The following is a 15,871-nucleotide window of genomic DNA, read 5'->3' on the forward strand; positions in this document are numbered from 1 at the left end:
ACATGTGGCGTGCACGTGTCATGACTCAACGGGGAACAGCACCTGTCCAGGGGGGACAACCACATGAGAAGAAGCATGTCCGCGGCCGGAGCCGCGATCGTTCTGGCCGGCCTGATCACCGCGGCCGGCCCGGCCGCGGCGGCGGGCACGGCGGCCTCCTGCACCCCGGGGATCGAGATCCTCCCCGCGCCGGCGGGGTCGACGGGCTCCACGGCGGTGGGCTTCGGCACCGGCGGGCTCGTGGTCGGCGACAGTGCCGGCCTGCCCGTCTACTGGACCGGCGCCGAGCACACGGTCCACGCCGTCCCGCTCCCCGCCGGCTTCGACCGGGGCAGCGTCAAGGCGGTCAGCGCCAAGGGCCTGATGGTGGGCACGGCCACCCGTGACTCGGACCGTGCCCGGGTCGCCTTCACCCACCAGCTGGGCTCCCCGGCCTCCGAGCCGCTCACCGCGCCCGTCGCGGAGGGGGGCGCGGTCGACGTCGACGTCAACGAGTCGGGGCGGGTCGTCTACGCCGACGGGGGCGTCGCCAAGGAGCGGGTGAACGGGAAGGTCGTGCGCGAACTGCCGGTCCCGGCCGACGCGATCGCCGGCAGCAAGGTCGTCTCGCTGAACGGCATCAACAAGCGCGGGGACATCGTCGGCACGGTCTCCGGCTCCTACTTCGACGCCGAGAACGACATCATGGTCACCAAGACCTTCCCGGTGGTCTGGCCGGCCGGGGGCGGCTACCCGCCCTACAGCCTCCAGGTGTGGAACGGCTACCACTACTCGTACGCGACGGTCGGCCGGGACATCGACGACCGCGGCCGGGTGGTGGGCCTGGAGGACTACTACTACCGCAACGACCCGAAGCTGACCCCGGCCGTCTGGAAGAAGCCGTACGACGCCCTGCCCACCGACCCGGGCCGGGCCAAGGGCTACCACGACCTGGAGTTCAACGGCAGCAGCCCGACCACGAACGTGGCCGTCGGCACGGCCACCAACTTCGAGGAGAGCTGGCCCAGCTTCTTCCAGGCCGTCTACTGGCCCGGCAAGGGGGAGCCGCTGGTGCTGCCCTTCCCCGCCGGGACGCCGGGCGTGCCGCTGAGCCGGGCCTTCGCGGCCACCGACGACGACCGCGTCGGCGGCATGGTCATCGACCGGGAGACGCGGGAGAGCAGGGCCGTGATCTGGACCTGCGCGAGCAAGCAGGCGTACGCCCCGAAGGGCTGACCGAAGGGCCGGACCCGGGGCCCGCTCCCGAGCCGATCCTGTCCGGGGGATGGTGATCTCGGCGCCCGCGCGCTATCGATGCCCCATGACGGACGAGATCCGGCGCGGGCTGCCCGCGCCACCGGCGCTCGGCGCCGCCGCCCTGCCTCCCGGGACCTACGCGGGGCAGGTGGTCCTCGTGACCGGCGGCGGCACCGGGCTGGGCAAGGCCATCGCCGCCGAGTTCGCCCGGCTCGGCGCCGATCTGGTGATCGCGAGCCGGCGCGCCGAGCAGCTCAAGGCGGCGCGGGAGGAGTTGGCGGCCGTCCCCGGCGCGGGCCGGGTGACGGCCGCCGTCTGCGACATCAGGGATCCCGAGCGGGTCGCCGAGGTCTTCGACGCCGCCCAGGCGGCCTTCGGTCTGCCGGACGTGCTGGTCAACAACGCGGCCGCGAACTTCCCCTCCCCCGCGGAGGACCTCTCCCCGAACGCCTGGCGGGCGGTCGTCGACATCACGCTGACGGGCACCTGGCTGATGACCCGCGAGTTCGGCCGCCGCCACCTCGGCGCGGGGACCGGCGGCTCGATCGTGAACATCGGTGCCTCGTACGCCTGGACGGGCGGTCCGGGCTTCGCCCACAGCGCCGCGGCCAAGGCCGGGGTGAAGAGCCTGGTGGAGACGCTCGCCGTCGAGTGGGGCCCGTACGGCATCCAGATCAACGGGCTCGTCCCCGGGCTGTTCCCGCACGCCGACATGACCGAGGACATCCGGGGCGGCCTGGAGCGCGCCGCACCCGGCGCGAAGGACGCCCGGCAGCCCGCCCTGCGGGTCGGCGCGCCGCGCGAACTGGGCTGGGCCGCCACCTTCCTGGCCTCGCCCTACGCCCGGTTCATCACGGGGCACACCCTGGTGGTGGACGGCGCGAACTGGCAGCGCCGGTCGGTGGTCAGCCCCGAGGTGGTCCCGGTCCGCACCCAGCTGGGCCGCGGCCCCTTCACCCCCTCCCCCTGAACGCCGGTTGTCGGTGGGTGGTGCGAGGATCGGAGCATGTCTCTCGCCGATCTGACCCTTGACCGCTGGCGCTCGCTCGACCCGGCCGCCGCCGGACGCCTCGCCCACGAGGCCGCCGCCCAGGTGGGCGGCCGGGTGGTGCTGCTCGATGTCGTCGGGCACCTGGGCGGACCGCTGCACCGCGTGCGCATCGAGCGCGAGGGGCGGGAGTTCGCTCTCGTACCGGGCGGCACGGTGCGGCTGGGGTTCGACCTGGACGCCTGGGAGCCGACGCCCGCACAGGCCGCCGACTTCGCGGCCGGCGTGGACGAGGGGTACGGCTACGGGCACGAGGACCTCAAGGCCTATCTCGCCGACGTGCTCAGCCCGCCGCGCACCGCGACGCTGGCCACCGTGTTTATGGCCGTGGAGGACGAGGCCCTGACCGAGCCGGCGGCCGACATGCCGGCCGCGCTCGCGGCGCGCGGGCTGCGGATACCCGGCGCCGACGAGTGGGAGCACGCGTGCGGCGCCGGGGCGGGCACCCTGTTCCGGTGGGGGAACGAATGCCCCCTGGACGAGCCGTCGTACGGGAGCGGCCGCCTGCGCCACGAGCCGAACGCCTTCGGGCTGCACATCGCCTACGACAGCTACGGCACGGAGCTGAGCGACGACCCGGCCGCGGTGCACGGCGGTGACGGCGGGGAGGCCGTCTGCGGCGGGTACGGGGATCTGCTCGGCTGGCTGCCGCTGGCCACCGCCAACCGCAACCCGTACGCGGCCGAGTTCACGTACGGCCCGGACGGCGAGGGCATGTACGAGGAGTTCTCGACCCGGCCGGTGCTCAGCCTCCGCTGAAGCGCGGGGGCCTGCGGGCCGCCTTGGCGGTGTAACCCTCCCGGCAGTCCTCCGAGGTGAGGGTGAGGGCGGCGGTCATCGCCACCCGGTCGAGGGCTGCGGGGAGGGCGGCATCGGCGTAGCCGTCGATCGCGCGCTTGATGCCCTGGACGGCGAGCGGCGCGTTGGCGGCGATCTCCTGCGCCACGGCGCGGGCGGCGGCCTCCAGGTCCTCGCCCGGGACGACCAGCTGGACGAGGTTGAGCCGCTGCGCCGTCGCGGCGTCGACGCGCCGGCCCGTCAGGGCCAGGTATTTGGCCCAGCCCGCACCCGCCTCGCGGGCGATGCGCAGGTCGCCGCCCGCGTCCACCGCCACACCCAGCCCGGCTTCCGGGAGCGCGAAGACGGCGTCCTCGGCCGCCACCCGGACATCGGCCATCAGCGCCAGCTCGAAGCCGAAGCCGAGGCAGTAGCCCTGGACGGCGGCCACCACCGGCTGGGGGAGGCGGGCGAGGACCGCGAACCGCTCGTGCACCCAGCGGATGCCCTCGTAGTAGTTGCGGGTCCGCTCGGCCGGGGTGTCGCCCGTGACGGCGCCGCCCGGGGCGGTCACGTCGATGCCCGCGCAGAAGGCCCGGCCCTCGGCCCGCAGCAGCACTGCCCGTACGGACGCATCGAAGCGGATCCGGTCCGCGAGCAGGCCGAGCTGTCGGGTGGACTCCCAGCTCCAGCCGTTGAGCTTGTCCGGGCGGCACAGGGTGAGGACGGCGAGGCCGTCCGCGACCTCCAGCCTGATCCGCTCCTCACCCTCCGCGATCTCCGTGGAGATGGTGTCGATCACCGTGTCCCGCACCCCCGGCCCGATGGCTGACGACCCGCCGAACTGACGGATCGTCAGACTAGAGGCGGCGGGTCAGCGGGGGAAGACCTCGAACGCCACGGCCGGACGCCCGCCGAACCGGGCCGCGGCCTGCTGGGCGTTCCCGGTGAGGAAGGTGCGGACGTACTCCTCGGGGTCCTGGTCCGTGAGCACCTCGATGTACGCCTTGTGCTCCAGGAGGGATGCGATCGAACGCTCCAGCCCGGGGCCGGCGTCGACCGCGTGCGTCGGGGTGGCGGATCCGGCCACCGCGACCCAGCGCACGCCGTTCCACGGCTCCAGGCCCTGCTCGATCAGCTCGGGGAAGATCCAGCGGTTCCCGGCGTCACCGGCCGCGTCCAGCACGGCCCGGCCGACGGCCTTGTGGTCGGGGGTGTTCCAGTAGCCGCCGCCCTGCGCACCGCCCCACGTGTCACGGTGGTTGAGGGTGACGATCAGCTCGGGCCGGTGCCGCCTGATGGCGGCGGCGATGTCCCGGCGCAGGCCGAGGCCGTACTCGACGACGCCGTCGCGGTAGTCCAGGAACTCCACCTCGGACACGCCGACGACCGCGGCGCTCGCCCGCTGCTCCGCCTCGCGCAGGGGACCGCAGTCGGCGGGGGCGATGCTGTCGATGCCCGCCTCGCCGCGCGTGGCGAGCAGGTAGACGAACTCCCGGCCCGCGTCCGTCCAGTGCGCGATGGCCGCGGCGCACCCGTACTCGAGGTCGTCGGGGTGCGCGACCACCGCGAGGGCGCGCGTCCAGTCGGTGGGCATGGGCTGCAAGGCGGGCTGCTTATCAGGCTGTTCGGTCATGTCTCGCACAATAGGCGAATGGACCGACACGGGCAGGTGGTGGCGCTGCTCGACGCCACGGGGATCTTCTTCGAGCCGGCCCGTACCGCCTTCCCGGGGGCGAGCGAGGCCGCATGGGAGCGGGCCGGCCGGCTGGATCCGGGCGCGATCGGGCCGGACGGGACCTGGGCCCTCGACTTCCGGTGCTTCGCGATCGCCCGGCCCGGCGGCAGCTGGGTGCTGGTGGACGCCGGGGTCGGGCCGGCGGGGTCCCCCGCCGCCGCCTGGGCGCCGGTGCCGGGGCGGCTGCCGGACGCCCTCGCGTCGGCCGGCATCGCTCCGGCCGACGTGGAGGCGGTGGTCCTGACCCACCTTCACGAGGACCACGCGGGCTGGTCGTCGGGGTCCGACGGGGAGCCGTTCTTCCCGGCGGCCCGGTACGTGGTGCAGCGCGCGGAGGTGGCCGGGCTGGACCGGGCGGACCCGGTGTGGGACTGGACGGTGGCTCCGCTGCGGGCGAGCGGGCAGCTGCACGAGGTGGACGGGACCCATCGGATGGCCCCGGCATCACTCTGCTGCCGACGCCCGGGCACACCGCGGGGCACCAGTCGGTGCTGGTGGACCAGGGCGCCGGGGCCCGGGACGTGGTGGTCACCGGGGACGTACTGGTGCACGCGGTGCAGCTGGGCGACCCGGCGGTGCCGTACTCCCACGAGCGCGACCGGGAGACGGCCCGGGCCTCCCGGGAGGACCTGCTGGCGCGGGCCCGGCGGCGCGGCGCCCTGCTGGCCACCGCGCACCTGACCCGCGCGTTCGTGGAGCCGCCGCCGGAGACGACAGCGGGCCGGCGCCCCTGAACGGGGCGCCGGCCCGGCGGGTCGAGGTGGGATCAGCCGACCGGCCGCGGAGTCGCGTCGATCCCGGTCGCCGTCGCCCGGAACCAGACGGCCTTGCCGTCGGCGCCGACGGCGGCCAGGTCGGCCCGACCGTCACGGTCGAAGTCGCCCGCCGAGACCAGGGTCGGGTACGCAGTCCGGCCGAGGCCCGAGCCGATCTTGACGCGCTGCGCCGTGCCCCAGCTCGCGGGGTCGAGGTGCCCGGCGGCGTTCTTGGCCCCCTTCACGGCGAACAGGTCGCCCGAGGCGTCGTCGCGCACCCACAGGTCCGCCGCGCCGTCTCCGTCGGTGTCACCCGGGACGATGACCGAGACGGTGTCCCAGCCGCCGTTGCCGACGAGGACCGGGCCGCCGTTCATGTCCAGGTGGCCCATGAAGCTGCCCGCGTACGCCCAGAGCTTCGTACCCTGCTTCACCAGCAGGTCGGGCTCGCCGTCGCCGTTGAAGTCACCCGCGCCGGCGATGTCCTCGGCATGGGACCAGTGGTCGTCTCCGGTCCACGCCGGGTCGTCGTTGACACACCCCGCGTCCGGGTCCGCGACCGGGCAGGAGACGTCCAGAACGATGTTGCCGCTCGGACGAATGCCCCCGAGGCCGTTGCCCGGCACACGCCGGAGCAGGTTCCTGTGGAGCCCGGCGTGGGGCTCGAGGACCAGCAGGTCGTTGTAGCCGTCGTCGCTCCAGTCCCCGCTGGTGACGATCCTGGTTCCGGGGGCGAAGGACGCCCCGGCGTCGACGGCCGGCGCGAAGGTGCCGTCGGCCCGGCCGGCCGAGAAGCGGAGCCTGCCGGCGGGGTCCAGGGTCCACAGGTCGCGCAGACCGTCGCCGTTCAGGTCGCCGGCTGCGTCGGCTACCCCGTCGTTCCCGAGGGCCCAGAAGTGGTAGACGGCCTGGTCCGAACGCCGACCGGCCTTGTCGACGCTGTACGCGTAGATCATGTGGGGACCGGATCCGGTGGGCGTGATCACGGCGCTGGCGCCCGGCGCCACGGTGACCTCCCGCGGCTCGAAGTCCGACCAGTAGACGGTCTTCTCCAGGTTGGCGGCGCCGCCGGTGCCGAAGGTGAAGGTGCCCGGGGTGCGGGCCTTGCCGGTTCCGGCGGGGGCGCCGTTCGAGGCGTCGGGGAACTCGGGGGAGCTGATCACCGGCGGCACGGGGCGGCCGACGGTGGTCTCCAGCTTCGCGCTCGCCGGGGCGAAGCGCTTCCAGGCCGAGGCGTCGGACTCGTCCGCGGCGAACAGACCGACGGTGACGGAGGCCTGGGACCTGGCCGCCGCCTCCTTCACCAAGGCGGTGGCGTCGAATTCGAGGTCGCCCGCCGCGCAGCCCTCACGGCCCCTGGCGTCCGTCACCGTCGCCAGCCGGACGCCCTTGACGGGCTGGTCCTTCCACGTGGTCTTCGCCGAGACGGCGCCGACGCTCCACAGCTCCACCGGACGGCCCGTGCAGGACGCGGCCCCCGTGTTGGTGATCCGGAAGGTCGCCTTGGAGACCGTGGCGCCCCCCAGCGCGGTGGTGTCCAGGCGGAGGTAGGCGCGGGACAGGCCCTCGGCACCGCCCTCGTTGCCGACGCGCAGGTCGTCGGCGGTGTTCCAGTAGGAACGGTTGGGGTTCTTCTTGGACACGCGCGTCCAGGCCTGCGCGCCGGCGGGGGTCTCCCCCGCCCCCGCGGCGCTGACGGCGGGCGCAGCGACGGCGGTCGTCGCCGTTCCCGACACCACACCGGTCACGGCCAGTCCGCCGGCCAGGGCCAGCGAGACGGCGCTCGACATCTTTCTCAGCATGCACGCTCCACACATCGGTCGGTTCCCCGGGTACGAGGCCCCACCCTAACCGTGTGATCAACTTCTGCCGGAACGATTTATCGATGCCCCCATCACATCCCTGACCTGCGCGGACACCGGTTACGCCGCGTCGCGGACCAGGGCCAGCAGCCGGTCCAGGACGCGGGTGCCGCCGGCGCGGACGCCGTCGTGCTCGAACTCGTCCGTCACCCAGGTCCGCAGGCTCCGGACGGACCGGGCCGTCTCCAGCGAGTGCGCGGTGTCCACGTACATGTCGTCGTGGTAGACGGCGGCGGCCACCGGCACCTCGTTGGCGGCCAGGCGTGCGGGGTCGTAGAGCGGCTGCCAGCCGGTACGGGCGGCCAGGAGTTCGGCGGTCTCGCGCAGCGGCGCGAGGGACGGGTCGGTGGTGAAGTGCCAGGGGTGGATGGTCTCGCCGGTGAAGAGCAGCGGCTCGTCGCCCGCGAGCGTCTTGCCGGCGTCGAATCGGGGGTGGCCGGCGCGCACCCGTTCGGCGGCCCAGCCGGTGGGCGTGGCGGGGTCCTGGGCGTAGATCGCCTCGTGGACCAGCGCATAGAGGGGGTGCCCCGCGAAGGAGAGCTGGGCCCGGACGCCCTCCAGGAAGGCGTCGGAGAGGGCGGGTCCCGCGGGGGTCGGCACGAAGGCGTCCTCCAGCAGGTAGTGGAGCTGGTGGCTGCCGTCGCCCCCGCCGAGGAGGATGCCGAGCGACTGGAAGCCCTCGACGGTGAGGCTGTGGCCGCCGGGGAGTTCGGCCGGGTGCTCCGCGAGGTGGGCGGCGATCCGGCGGGCGCGCTCGACGTCCATCGGGTACCGGGCGTAGTGGGCCAGGTTCTTGCGCTCGATGCGGGGGTACGCGGCCTCGTACACCTCGTCGGCGGTGGCGGTCAGCGACGGGAGGCCGCCGGTGATAAGGGCGGCGGTGAGGCCTTCGGGCGCGGTGGAGAGGTAGTGGGTGGCGCAGAAGCCGCCGAAGCTCTGGCCGAGCACGGTCCAGGGCGCGCCGCCGGTCAGGCCGGGGCGGATGGCCTCGGCGTCGCGCACGATGGAGTCGGCGCGGAAGTGGGCGAGGTACTCCGCCTGCTGCGCGGGGGTGCCGCGCAGGGGCAGGGTCTGCCGGTTCACCGGGGTGGAGCGGCCGGTTCCGCGCTGGTCGAGGAGCAGCACCCGGTACTCGGTCAGCGCGCGCTCCAGCCAGGCCTGGCGGCCGATGAAGCGGCGGGCGCCGAAGCCGGGACCGCCCTCCAGGTAGAGCAGCCACGGCAGCGCCTCGGGGTCCTTGCCGGCGGCCACGACCTCCCGGGCGTACAGCTCGATCCGCTCCCCGTCCGGGCGCGCGTGGTCCAGGGGGACGGAGAACCGGTGGTCGGTGAGGACCGTGCCGGGCTGGCGGTAGCTGTGTGCGATGGTCACGGACGGCCCCCAGGGGTACGAGGAGATGAAGGACCGCGCCCCGGCCGGGTGGCGGCGGGGGCGCGGGGGTTGTGGCGGTCCGAGTCTAGGCAGGGCCTGACCGGACCGGCCGGACCGGCCTGGCGTGACGGGCAGGCCGGGCCGGACGGGGTGTCAGAACTCGACGACCGAGCGGAGGACCTCGCCGCGTTCCATCCGGGCGAAGGCGTCCTCGACGCCGTCGAGCGGGATGGTCTCGGAGACGAAGGCGTCCAGGTCGAGCCGGCCTTGCAGGTAGAGATCGATGAGCAGCGGGAAGTCGCGCTCGGGCAGGCAGTCCCCGTACCAGGAGGACTTCAGGGCGCCGCCGCGGCCGAAGACGTCGAGGAGCGGGAGTTCGAGCTTCATCTCCGGGGTCGGTACGCCCACCAGGACCACCGTCCCGGCCAGGTCGCGCGCGTAGAAGGCCTGCTGGTAGGTCTCGGGGCGGCCCACGGCGTCGATGACCACGTCCGCGCCGTTGCCTCCGGTCAGGGCCTGGACGGCCTTGACCACGTCCTCCGTACGCCCGTTAACGGTGTGGGTCGCGCCCAGGCCCCGGGCCCACTCCAGCTTCCGGTCGTCCAGGTCCACCGCGATGATCCGCGAGGCGCCGGCGAGGCGGGCCCCGGCCACGGCCGCGTTGCCCACTCCACCGCAGCCGATGACGGCGACGGAGTCGCCCCGCCCGACGTTGCCGGTGTTCAGGGCGGCGCCGAGACCGGCCATCACGCCGCAGCCGAGGAGTCCGGCGGCGGCCGGGGCGGCCGCCGGGTCCACCTTGGTGCACTGGCCCGCCGCGACCAGGGTCTTCTCGGCGAAGGCGCCGATACCGAGGGCCGGGGAGAGCGGGGTGCCGTCCTCCAGGGTCATGGGCTGGGTGGCGTTGTGCGTGGCGAAGCAGTACCAGGGGCGTCCGCGCCTGCAGGCGCGACAGGTGCCGCACACCGCACGCCAGTTCAGGATCACGAAGTCCCCGGGAGCCACGGAGGTGACGTCAGGGCCGACCGATTCGACGACTCCGGCGGCCTCGTGGCCGAGCAGGAAGGGGAATTCGTCGTTGATGCCGCCCTCACGGTAGTGCAGGTCGGTGTGGCAGACCCCGCAGGCCTGCACCCGGACGAGGGCCTCGCCGGGTCCCGGGTCGGGCACGAGGATCGTCGTCGTCTCCACCGGTGCGCCCTTGCTCCGGGCGATGACCCCTCGTACGCGATGTGTCACGTCGTACCCCGCTCTGATCGAATCCGTCTGGATCAACGAACGTACACGGACGGCACGCGGTAAGGGAGTTGTGTCACGTTCCGGCGCGCGACCCGGCCAGATCCGGTGGTACGGCGGCCCGAAGTGCCGCGCCGAAGACCGCCACGGCCGGGTGCGCGCCGGCTCCGCTGCGGAAGGCGAGGTTGGTACGGCGCTCCATGAGCAGGCGGGTGAGGCGTACGGCCGGATCGGCCGGTCCCGTGACCCCGAGCTGCGGTACGACGGCCACCCCCTGGCCCGCCGCGACGAGGGCGAGCACGGTGGCGAACTCGTCGACCTGGTGGCGGACCCGCGGGGTGAAACCGGCGGCCTGGCAGGCCCGGACCGTCATGGCATGGCAGAGGGTGCCGGGGGTGGCGGTGATCCAGGGCGCCCGGGCGTGCGTGCGCAGGACCGCGCCCTGGTCGGATTCACCGGAGGGGGCCGGGCCTCCGGAGGGGGCCGGGCCTCCGGAGGGGGCGGGAGCCCCGGCGGCGGGCGCGGCCAGATACATCGCCTCGCCGTAGAGCGGCTCGGTGGCCAGTCCCGGCTCGGGCTCGGCGGGTACGAAGTCGTACTCGTGCACCAGCGCCACGTCCAGGTCCCCGGCCCGCAGGGCGTGTGCCACCGCGGCCGGGTCCGTCTCCGAGACCATCGGCTCCAGCCCCGGATGGCGCCGGGCGAGGGCGATCAGCGCGGCCGGGACGATGGCCCGGGTGGCGGTGGGGAAGGCGCCGATCCGCAGGGCCCCGGCCAGACCCCCGCGCGCTCCGGCGAGGTCGGCGTCGGCCTGTTCCAGCCGTTCGAGGACCGCCTCGGCGTGTCCGACCAGGGTCTGGCCGGCCGGGGTGAGGCGGACCCCGCGGCCGGTGCGCTCCAGCAGGGGCAGGCCGGCCTCCCGTTCGAGGACGCTCAGCTGCTGGGAGACCGCCGAAGGGCTGAAGCTGAGGGCCTCGGCGACGGCGGCGATGGTGCCGCGCCGGGCGAGTTCGCGCAGCAGGCGCAGGCGTCGTACGTCGAGCATCGGCTCAGCTTACGGGTTGGGTAAGGAACGCGAACTGGATTTGATCCTTTGGACGGGCAAGGCTCTTGGGCATGGCACAGGACATCGCAGAGAACCTCCCGTTGCACGGGATCCACGTACCGCTCGTCACTCCCTTCACCCGCACCGGGGACGTCGCCGCCGAGGCGCTGGAGGCACTCGCCCACGAGGTGCTGGACGCCGGCGCCACCGGCATCGTCGCGCTCGGCACCACCGCGGAGGCGGCCGGTCTCGACGAGGCGGAGCGCGACCTCGTCACCGGGGTGTGCGCCCGGGTCTGCGGGGAGCGGGGCGCGCCGCTTGTCGTCGGCGCGGGGGCCGGTGGCACCCGGGCCGCCGAGGCCTCGCTGGCCCGGCTGACCCGGTGGCCCGAGGTCCGGGCGGCGCTGGTGACCGTGCCGCCGTTCGTCCGGCCCTCGGCGGCCGGGGTGCTGGCGCACTTCGCGCGGCTGGCCGAGGTGAGCCCGGTCCCGCTGATCGTCTATCACATCCCGTACCGGACCGGGCAGCCCCTGGACGCGGCCGCGCTGGGGGCGCTCGGGGCGCTGCCGGGGGTCGCCGGCATGAAGTACGCGGGCGGTGGCATCGGCGAGGACGCGGTGGCGCTGCTCGGTGACCTGCCGGCCGGGTTCGAGGTGCTGGCCGGTGACGACGCCTACCTGTCCCCGCTGCTGGCGCTGGGTGCGGTGGGCGGGATCCTGGCCTCGGCGCATCTGGCGACGGACCGCTTCGCGGAGCTCGCCGAGGCCTGGCGGGCGGGCGACGTGGCCCGGGCGCGGCCGCTGGGGCACGCGCTGGCCCGGATGTCGGCGGCGGCCTTCGCCGAGCCCAATCCGGCGGTGCTCAAGGGCGTCCTGCACGCCCAGGGGCGGATCCCGACCCCGGACGTCCGGCTGCCTCTGCTGCCGGCCTCGCAGGGGGCGGTGACGGCCTTGACGGCCGCCCTGGAGCGGCTGACGTGACCGTGGGGGCGCACCGGTCGACGATCCGCCGGAAAGAGTCCTGAATGGGCGATTCGCCGCCTACAGGTAAGTCGCCCTGATGAGGCACCCGGAGAGCGGACTTGCCCGTATTGGCCATCCGGTCGGCGACCCGTGATGTGAGCCACACCGAACACCTCAACATCATTTCCACACAACGGTCGATTCCCTTTTCCCGGAAAGGGAATCGACTATTGCGCGGATACCCCTTCAAGGTCATTTACCCGGCCGATAGCGAGATGTCGATCTATCGGTGGAATTCGGGTCTTGTTCCCGCGTGGCGCGCTCGCCTACGGTCACCTCGTTCCTGGTGGTCAGCTGCCGAATACGGCCGCCGCCCGGGATCTCCCGTCCCCCCACGTGAGGAATTCCGCCATGCCTGCAAAGGGTAAGCACCGTCGGCCGAAGCACTACCGGATCACCCGCAAGCTGGCCCTCGCCGGCACCGGTGGCGCGGCCCTCACTCTCCCGCTGATCAGTGCCACCACCGCCGGGGCGGCGGAGACGGCCGCCGCCCCCACCACGTATTCCGTGGTCGCGGGCGACACCCTTTCGGAGATCGCGGCGGATCATTCCCTGAGCGGCGGCTGGCAGCAGCTCTACGCGGCGAACCGGAGCGTCATCGGCGACAACCCGTCGATCATCCGGCCCGGCATCAAACTGAAGCTCGGCACCCAGGCGGAGACCGAACGTGCGAGCAGGTCCGCCGCCCGGACCGCCCTCAAGCCTGCTGCCACGACTGCCGCCAAGCCCGCCGCCAAGCCGGCCACCGCCTACCCGAACAATCTCGACGGGTGGATCCGCGAGTCCCTCGCCGTCATGGCCAAGCACGGTATTCCCGGCTCCTACAACGGAATTCACCGCAATGTGATGCGGGAGTCCTCGGGCAATCCGCTGGCGATCAACAACTGGGACATCAACGCCCGCAACGGAATCCCGTCCAAGGGGCTGCTCCAGGTCATCGATCCGACCTTCCGCGCCTACCACGTGCCCGGCACCTCGCAGAACTCCTACGACCCGGTCGCCAACATCACCGCCGCCTGCAACTACGCGGCCGCGCGCTACGGCTCGATCGACAACGTCAACGGGGCCTACTAGAAACCGGGAAACTCCCCGCGCCGGTTCACACCGGACGACGCCGGGCGGCGCGGACGAGGATCCGCAGGGGCGCCGCCAGGCCGTAGCCGATGTCCCGGCGCAGGGCGGCGGCTCCCGCCCGCTCCACGGCGGTCAGCTGGTGCGCCATCAGCTCCGCCATCGTCGCGATGACGGGACGCAGTCCGGGTTCGGCGAGGTCGAGGATGCCGTGGGTGGCGTCCAGGGCCGTACGGGCACGCCGGCACTCGGCGGCCAGCAGAGCGCGCACGGCCGGGGTGTCGCGGGCCTGTTCCAGGTCGGCGCAGGTCACGGAGTGCTCGTCGAGCCGGGCGCGCGGGATGCAGAGCCGGCCGGCCGCGAGGTCCCCGCAGAGGTCGGCGAGGAAGTCCACGCGCTGGGCGGCGTCGACGAACCGCCGCCAGCCCGCGGCCTGTTCCGGGTCGGGGCCGCCCTCGTACTGCAGTCCGGTGAAGACCAGCACCCCGGGCCACGCGTAGGCGTCGAGGTAGGCCTGGAAGTCCTCCTCCGCGGCGAAGCCGTCGAAGCCCACCTCGGCGGTGGCGGCGCCCTCCAGGAAGCGGGAGACCCAGTGCGGGGGCAGGCCTCGGACATCCACCGCGTGCGCGTAGGCCCGCAGGACGGGGTCGGGGCTGTCCCCGGACTTCAGGGACGCCTCCACCCGCTCGGACAACGCGGCCAGACCGGCGGCCCGTTGCCGCGGGGTACCGGTCTCGGCGACGTCGTCGACCAGGTTCATGAAGGCGAGACCCGCGGCGAGGGCGGGCACCAGCGGCGGCGCGGCCAGCAGCCGCAGCGCCAGGTACGGGGCGGACTCGCGGCGCAGGACCCGGCGCGCGGCGTGCGTGTAGTCCTCCCGCAGCCGGGTGCCGGAGATGCCGGCCGCCGTGAGGGTGGTGCGCCAGCTGGGCATCGTGGTCGTGCTCCTGAACCTGTCGGACCGCAGGTGTGTACGGGTGGACGATGTCAGAACTTGGTGACCTTCTTGACCTTGCCGTCGATACCCGCGAGCAGATAGCCGCCGCGACCGTACTCGTCGGTGACGTAGGGCCGCATGCAGGGGACCTGATCCATCATCCAGGGGTCGATGATCACATAGGTCGAGGCCGGCTTCTCGATGCCGAACTCCTTCTTGGACTGCTCCAGGAGGCCGGGCACCGCGTCCCAGTTGACGGTCGCCATGTCGATGAGCGGCTCGCCCTCCTCCACGGTGCCGTCCGGGCCCGTGCGCTGGGCGGCGCCGTCGCGGTACTGCCAGGCGTCGACGGTGTCGGCGCCGGGGGCGGTGGGGATCGAGGCGAGGACGTAGCCCTCGTAGACGGTGAGGTCCACGAAGGTGGTGGTGCCGGTCTTCTCCTTGAGCGCGTCCACGGCGATCCGGATGTTCTGCGGGGTGAGCATGCTGCCGCGGGCGGCGACGCTCTTGGACGTGCTCGCCTTCGCGCCCGGGGTGAAAGCCGGGGTGCCGGCCGGGGTGGCGACGGCGGGCCGGGTGGCACGGGAATCGGCCGCGTCGTCGTCGCCGGAGTTCCCGTCGGGCATCCACCGGACGATCCCGACGACGGCGGCCGCCAGCACCACCGTGAGGGCCGCGCCGATCAGGGCCGGGCGCCTGCGCGGTGCGTTCGTCAGCGGGACGGGCGTGGTGGGAGCCCCGTAGGGGGAGCCACCCTGGCCGAACGGCGGCGGGGTGGGCGGCCCGTACGGGCCGCCGTACGGGCCGTACTGACCCGGGGCGATGGGAGCGGCGGGTGCGGCCGGCACGGAGACGGCCGGCGCGGCGGCGACCGGCACGGCGCCCGCCCCGTAGCCGGATCCGAGAGCGGCGCTCGCGTCCCGGAGCAGTTGTTCGAGCTGCGCCCCGTCGGGCCGCGCGGCCGGGTCCCGTACGAGCAGCCGGTCCAGTACGGGCGCCAGCGGGCCGGAGCGCACGGGCGCCGGGATCGGCTCGTCGAGCACCGCGACGACCGTGGCCAGGCTGGTGGCCCGGCGCAGCGGGTGGACCCCCTCCGCTGCCACGTAGAGCAGCATGCCCAGCGACCACAGGTCGGAGGCGGCCAGCCCCTCCTCCCCGCGGACACGTTCGGGTGCGATGTACTCCGGGGAGCCGATCAGCACGCCGGTCGCGGTGAGTCCGGTGGAGTCGTGCAGCGCGGCGATGCCGAAGTCGGTCAGCACGGCCGACCCGTCGGGGCGCAGCAACACGTTGGCGGGCTTCACGTCACGGTGGAGGATCCCCTCGGCGTGCGCGGCGCGCAGCGCGGACAGCACGTCGAGGCCGAGCCGCACCGCCTCGGCGGGCGGCACGGGGCCGGACTCCAGACGGTCGTGCAGGGAGCCGCCCCGGACCATCTCCATGACGATCCACGGGTGCCCCTCCGTGCCCTCCGCGGGCTCGACGATGTGGTGGATCGTCACGACGTGGGGGTGGGCGAGACGGGCGAGGGCGCGGGCCTCTCGGACGGCGCGTTCACGCATCTGGTCCGCGAGGCCGGGCTGGGCGGCAGCGGTCGCCGGGTCCGGCGGGCGCACCTCCTTGAGCGCGACCTCGCGGTGCAGGGCGATGTCGCGGGCGCGCCACACCGTACCCATGCCCCCGCTGCCCAGGGGGGCGACCAGCTCGAAACGGCCGTCGATCAGCTGTCTGCCGGCCTCACTCGTATCCATGGCCGCTCATCGTAGGGGGCGG

Annotated in this window: 14 protein-coding genes; 6 read left to right on the forward strand and 8 right to left on the reverse strand. The window is 73.8% G+C overall.

Features of this window, described 5'->3' with window-relative positions; all coding sequences use genetic code 11:
- Positions 1-63 precede the first annotated feature (63 nt).
- From ACZ4YL_RS09970 to ACZ4YL_RS09980, 3 genes are all read left to right on the forward strand, one after another.
- Positions 64-1,215 (forward strand): hypothetical protein, encoded by a 1,152-nt coding sequence (locus ACZ4YL_RS09970; protein ID WP_468115174.1) that lies wholly within the window; start codon positions 64-66, stop codon positions 1,213-1,215.
- A gap of 85 nt (positions 1,216-1,300) precedes the next feature.
- A complete protein-coding gene (locus ACZ4YL_RS09975; protein WP_468115176.1) occupies positions 1,301-2,206 on the forward strand; it encodes an SDR family oxidoreductase in 906 nt (301 codons plus the stop codon).
- Between the two features lie 36 nt (positions 2,207-2,242).
- On the forward strand, positions 2,243-3,043 hold the full coding sequence (locus ACZ4YL_RS09980; RefSeq protein ID WP_468115177.1) for a hypothetical protein: 801 nt from the start codon (positions 2,243-2,245) through the stop codon (positions 3,041-3,043).
- On the opposite strand, the gene ACZ4YL_RS09985 is transcribed toward ACZ4YL_RS09980, so the two are convergent.
- Together ACZ4YL_RS09985 and ACZ4YL_RS09990 are read right to left on the reverse strand one after the other, a co-directional pair.
- On the reverse strand, positions 3,030-3,863 hold the full coding sequence (locus ACZ4YL_RS09985; RefSeq protein WP_468115179.1) for an enoyl-CoA hydratase/isomerase family protein: 834 nt from the start codon (positions 3,861-3,863) through the stop codon (positions 3,030-3,032). The two genes, ACZ4YL_RS09980 and ACZ4YL_RS09985, sit on opposite strands and share 14 nt — an antisense overlap.
- Positions 3,864-3,935: 72 nt before the next feature.
- The gene (locus tag ACZ4YL_RS09990; protein ID WP_468115181.1) at positions 3,936-4,697 is read right to left on the reverse strand and encodes a PIG-L deacetylase family protein; all 762 of its coding nucleotides are present in this window, start codon (positions 4,695-4,697) and stop codon (positions 3,936-3,938) included.
- A gap of 18 nt (positions 4,698-4,715) precedes the next feature.
- Between ACZ4YL_RS09990 and ACZ4YL_RS09995 the strand changes: the two genes are divergently transcribed.
- Positions 4,716-5,480: an MBL fold metallo-hydrolase gene (locus ACZ4YL_RS09995; protein WP_468115183.1), complete on the forward strand. Its 765-nt coding sequence runs from the start codon at positions 4,716-4,718 to the stop codon at positions 5,478-5,480.
- An 85-nt stretch (positions 5,481-5,565) separates the two neighbouring features.
- Here ACZ4YL_RS09995 and ACZ4YL_RS10000 read toward each other — a convergent pair whose 3' ends face one another.
- The 4 genes from ACZ4YL_RS10000 to ACZ4YL_RS10015 form a co-directional block, all read right to left on the reverse strand.
- Entirely contained in the window at positions 5,566-7,356 is a 1,791-nt protein-coding gene (locus ACZ4YL_RS10000; protein WP_468115184.1) for a DNRLRE domain-containing protein, read from the reverse strand.
- 120 nt (positions 7,357-7,476) lie between these two features.
- Positions 7,477-8,781, reverse strand: coding sequence for an alpha/beta fold hydrolase (locus ACZ4YL_RS10005; protein WP_468115626.1), 1,305 nt, complete (start codon positions 8,779-8,781; stop codon positions 7,477-7,479).
- Between the two features lie 159 nt (positions 8,782-8,940).
- Positions 8,941-10,026, reverse strand: coding sequence for an S-(hydroxymethyl)mycothiol dehydrogenase (locus ACZ4YL_RS10010; RefSeq protein WP_301364022.1), 1,086 nt, complete (start codon positions 10,024-10,026; stop codon positions 8,941-8,943).
- A 73-nt stretch (positions 10,027-10,099) separates the two neighbouring features.
- Complete coding sequence (locus ACZ4YL_RS10015; protein ID WP_468115186.1) at positions 10,100-11,068, reverse strand: LysR substrate-binding domain-containing protein; 969 nt, start codon at positions 11,066-11,068, stop codon at positions 10,100-10,102.
- 71 nt (positions 11,069-11,139) lie between these two features.
- On the opposite strand from ACZ4YL_RS10015, the gene ACZ4YL_RS10020 reads away from it, so the two are divergent.
- Positions 11,140-12,048 carry a dihydrodipicolinate synthase family protein gene (locus tag ACZ4YL_RS10020; protein WP_468115188.1) on the forward strand — a complete coding sequence of 303 codons (909 nt, stop codon included), beginning with the start codon at positions 11,140-11,142 and terminating at the stop codon, positions 12,046-12,048.
- 393 nt (positions 12,049-12,441) lie between these two features.
- Complete coding sequence (locus tag ACZ4YL_RS10025) at positions 12,442-13,164, forward strand: transglycosylase SLT domain-containing protein (RefSeq protein WP_468115190.1); 723 nt, start codon at positions 12,442-12,444, stop codon at positions 13,162-13,164.
- Positions 13,165-13,189: 25 nt separating this feature from the next.
- Here the strand turns inward: ACZ4YL_RS10025 and ACZ4YL_RS10030 are convergent, their stop codons facing one another.
- The gene (locus ACZ4YL_RS10030) at positions 13,190-14,095 is read right to left on the reverse strand and encodes a phytoene/squalene synthase family protein (RefSeq protein ID WP_468115191.1); all 906 of its coding nucleotides are present in this window, start codon (positions 14,093-14,095) and stop codon (positions 13,190-13,192) included.
- 53 nt (positions 14,096-14,148) lie between these two features.
- On the reverse strand, positions 14,149-15,849 hold the full coding sequence (locus tag ACZ4YL_RS10035) for a serine/threonine-protein kinase (RefSeq protein WP_468115193.1): 1,701 nt from the start codon (positions 15,847-15,849) through the stop codon (positions 14,149-14,151).
- Between the last annotated feature and the right edge of the window lie 22 nt (positions 15,850-15,871).

The sequence above is a fragment of the Streptomyces sp. NPDC030021 genome, assembly GCF_055574035.1.

Bases quoted from the DNA above. Each gene is read 5' to 3' on its own strand.
- ACZ4YL_RS10015 (WP_468115186.1), bottom strand. From the start codon at position 11,068: ATGCTCGACGTACGACGCCTGCGCCTGCTGCGCGAACTCGCCCGGCGC.
- ACZ4YL_RS09995 (WP_468115183.1), top strand. From the start codon at position 4,716: ATGGACCGACACGGGCAGGTGGTGGCGCTGCTCGACGCCACGGGGATC.
- ACZ4YL_RS09970 (WP_468115174.1), top strand. From the start codon at position 64: ATGAGAAGAAGCATGTCCGCGGCCGGAGCCGCGATCGTTCTGGCCGGC.
- ACZ4YL_RS09975 (WP_468115176.1), top strand. From the start codon at position 1,301: ATGACGGACGAGATCCGGCGCGGGCTGCCCGCGCCACCGGCGCTCGGC.
- ACZ4YL_RS10030 (WP_468115191.1), bottom strand. From the start codon at position 14,095: ATGCCCAGCTGGCGCACCACCCTCACGGCGGCCGGCATCTCCGGCACC.
- ACZ4YL_RS10035 (WP_468115193.1), bottom strand. From the start codon at position 15,849: ATGGATACGAGTGAGGCCGGCAGACAGCTGATCGACGGCCGTTTCGAG.
- ACZ4YL_RS10000 (WP_468115184.1), bottom strand. From the start codon at position 7,356: ATGCTGAGAAAGATGTCGAGCGCCGTCTCGCTGGCCCTGGCCGGCGGA.
- ACZ4YL_RS10025 (WP_468115190.1), top strand. From the start codon at position 12,442: ATGCCTGCAAAGGGTAAGCACCGTCGGCCGAAGCACTACCGGATCACC.
- ACZ4YL_RS09980 (WP_468115177.1), top strand. From the start codon at position 2,243: ATGTCTCTCGCCGATCTGACCCTTGACCGCTGGCGCTCGCTCGACCCG.
- ACZ4YL_RS09990 (WP_468115181.1), bottom strand. From the start codon at position 4,697: ATGACCGAACAGCCTGATAAGCAGCCCGCCTTGCAGCCCATGCCCACC.
- ACZ4YL_RS10020 (WP_468115188.1), top strand. From the start codon at position 11,140: ATGGCACAGGACATCGCAGAGAACCTCCCGTTGCACGGGATCCACGTA.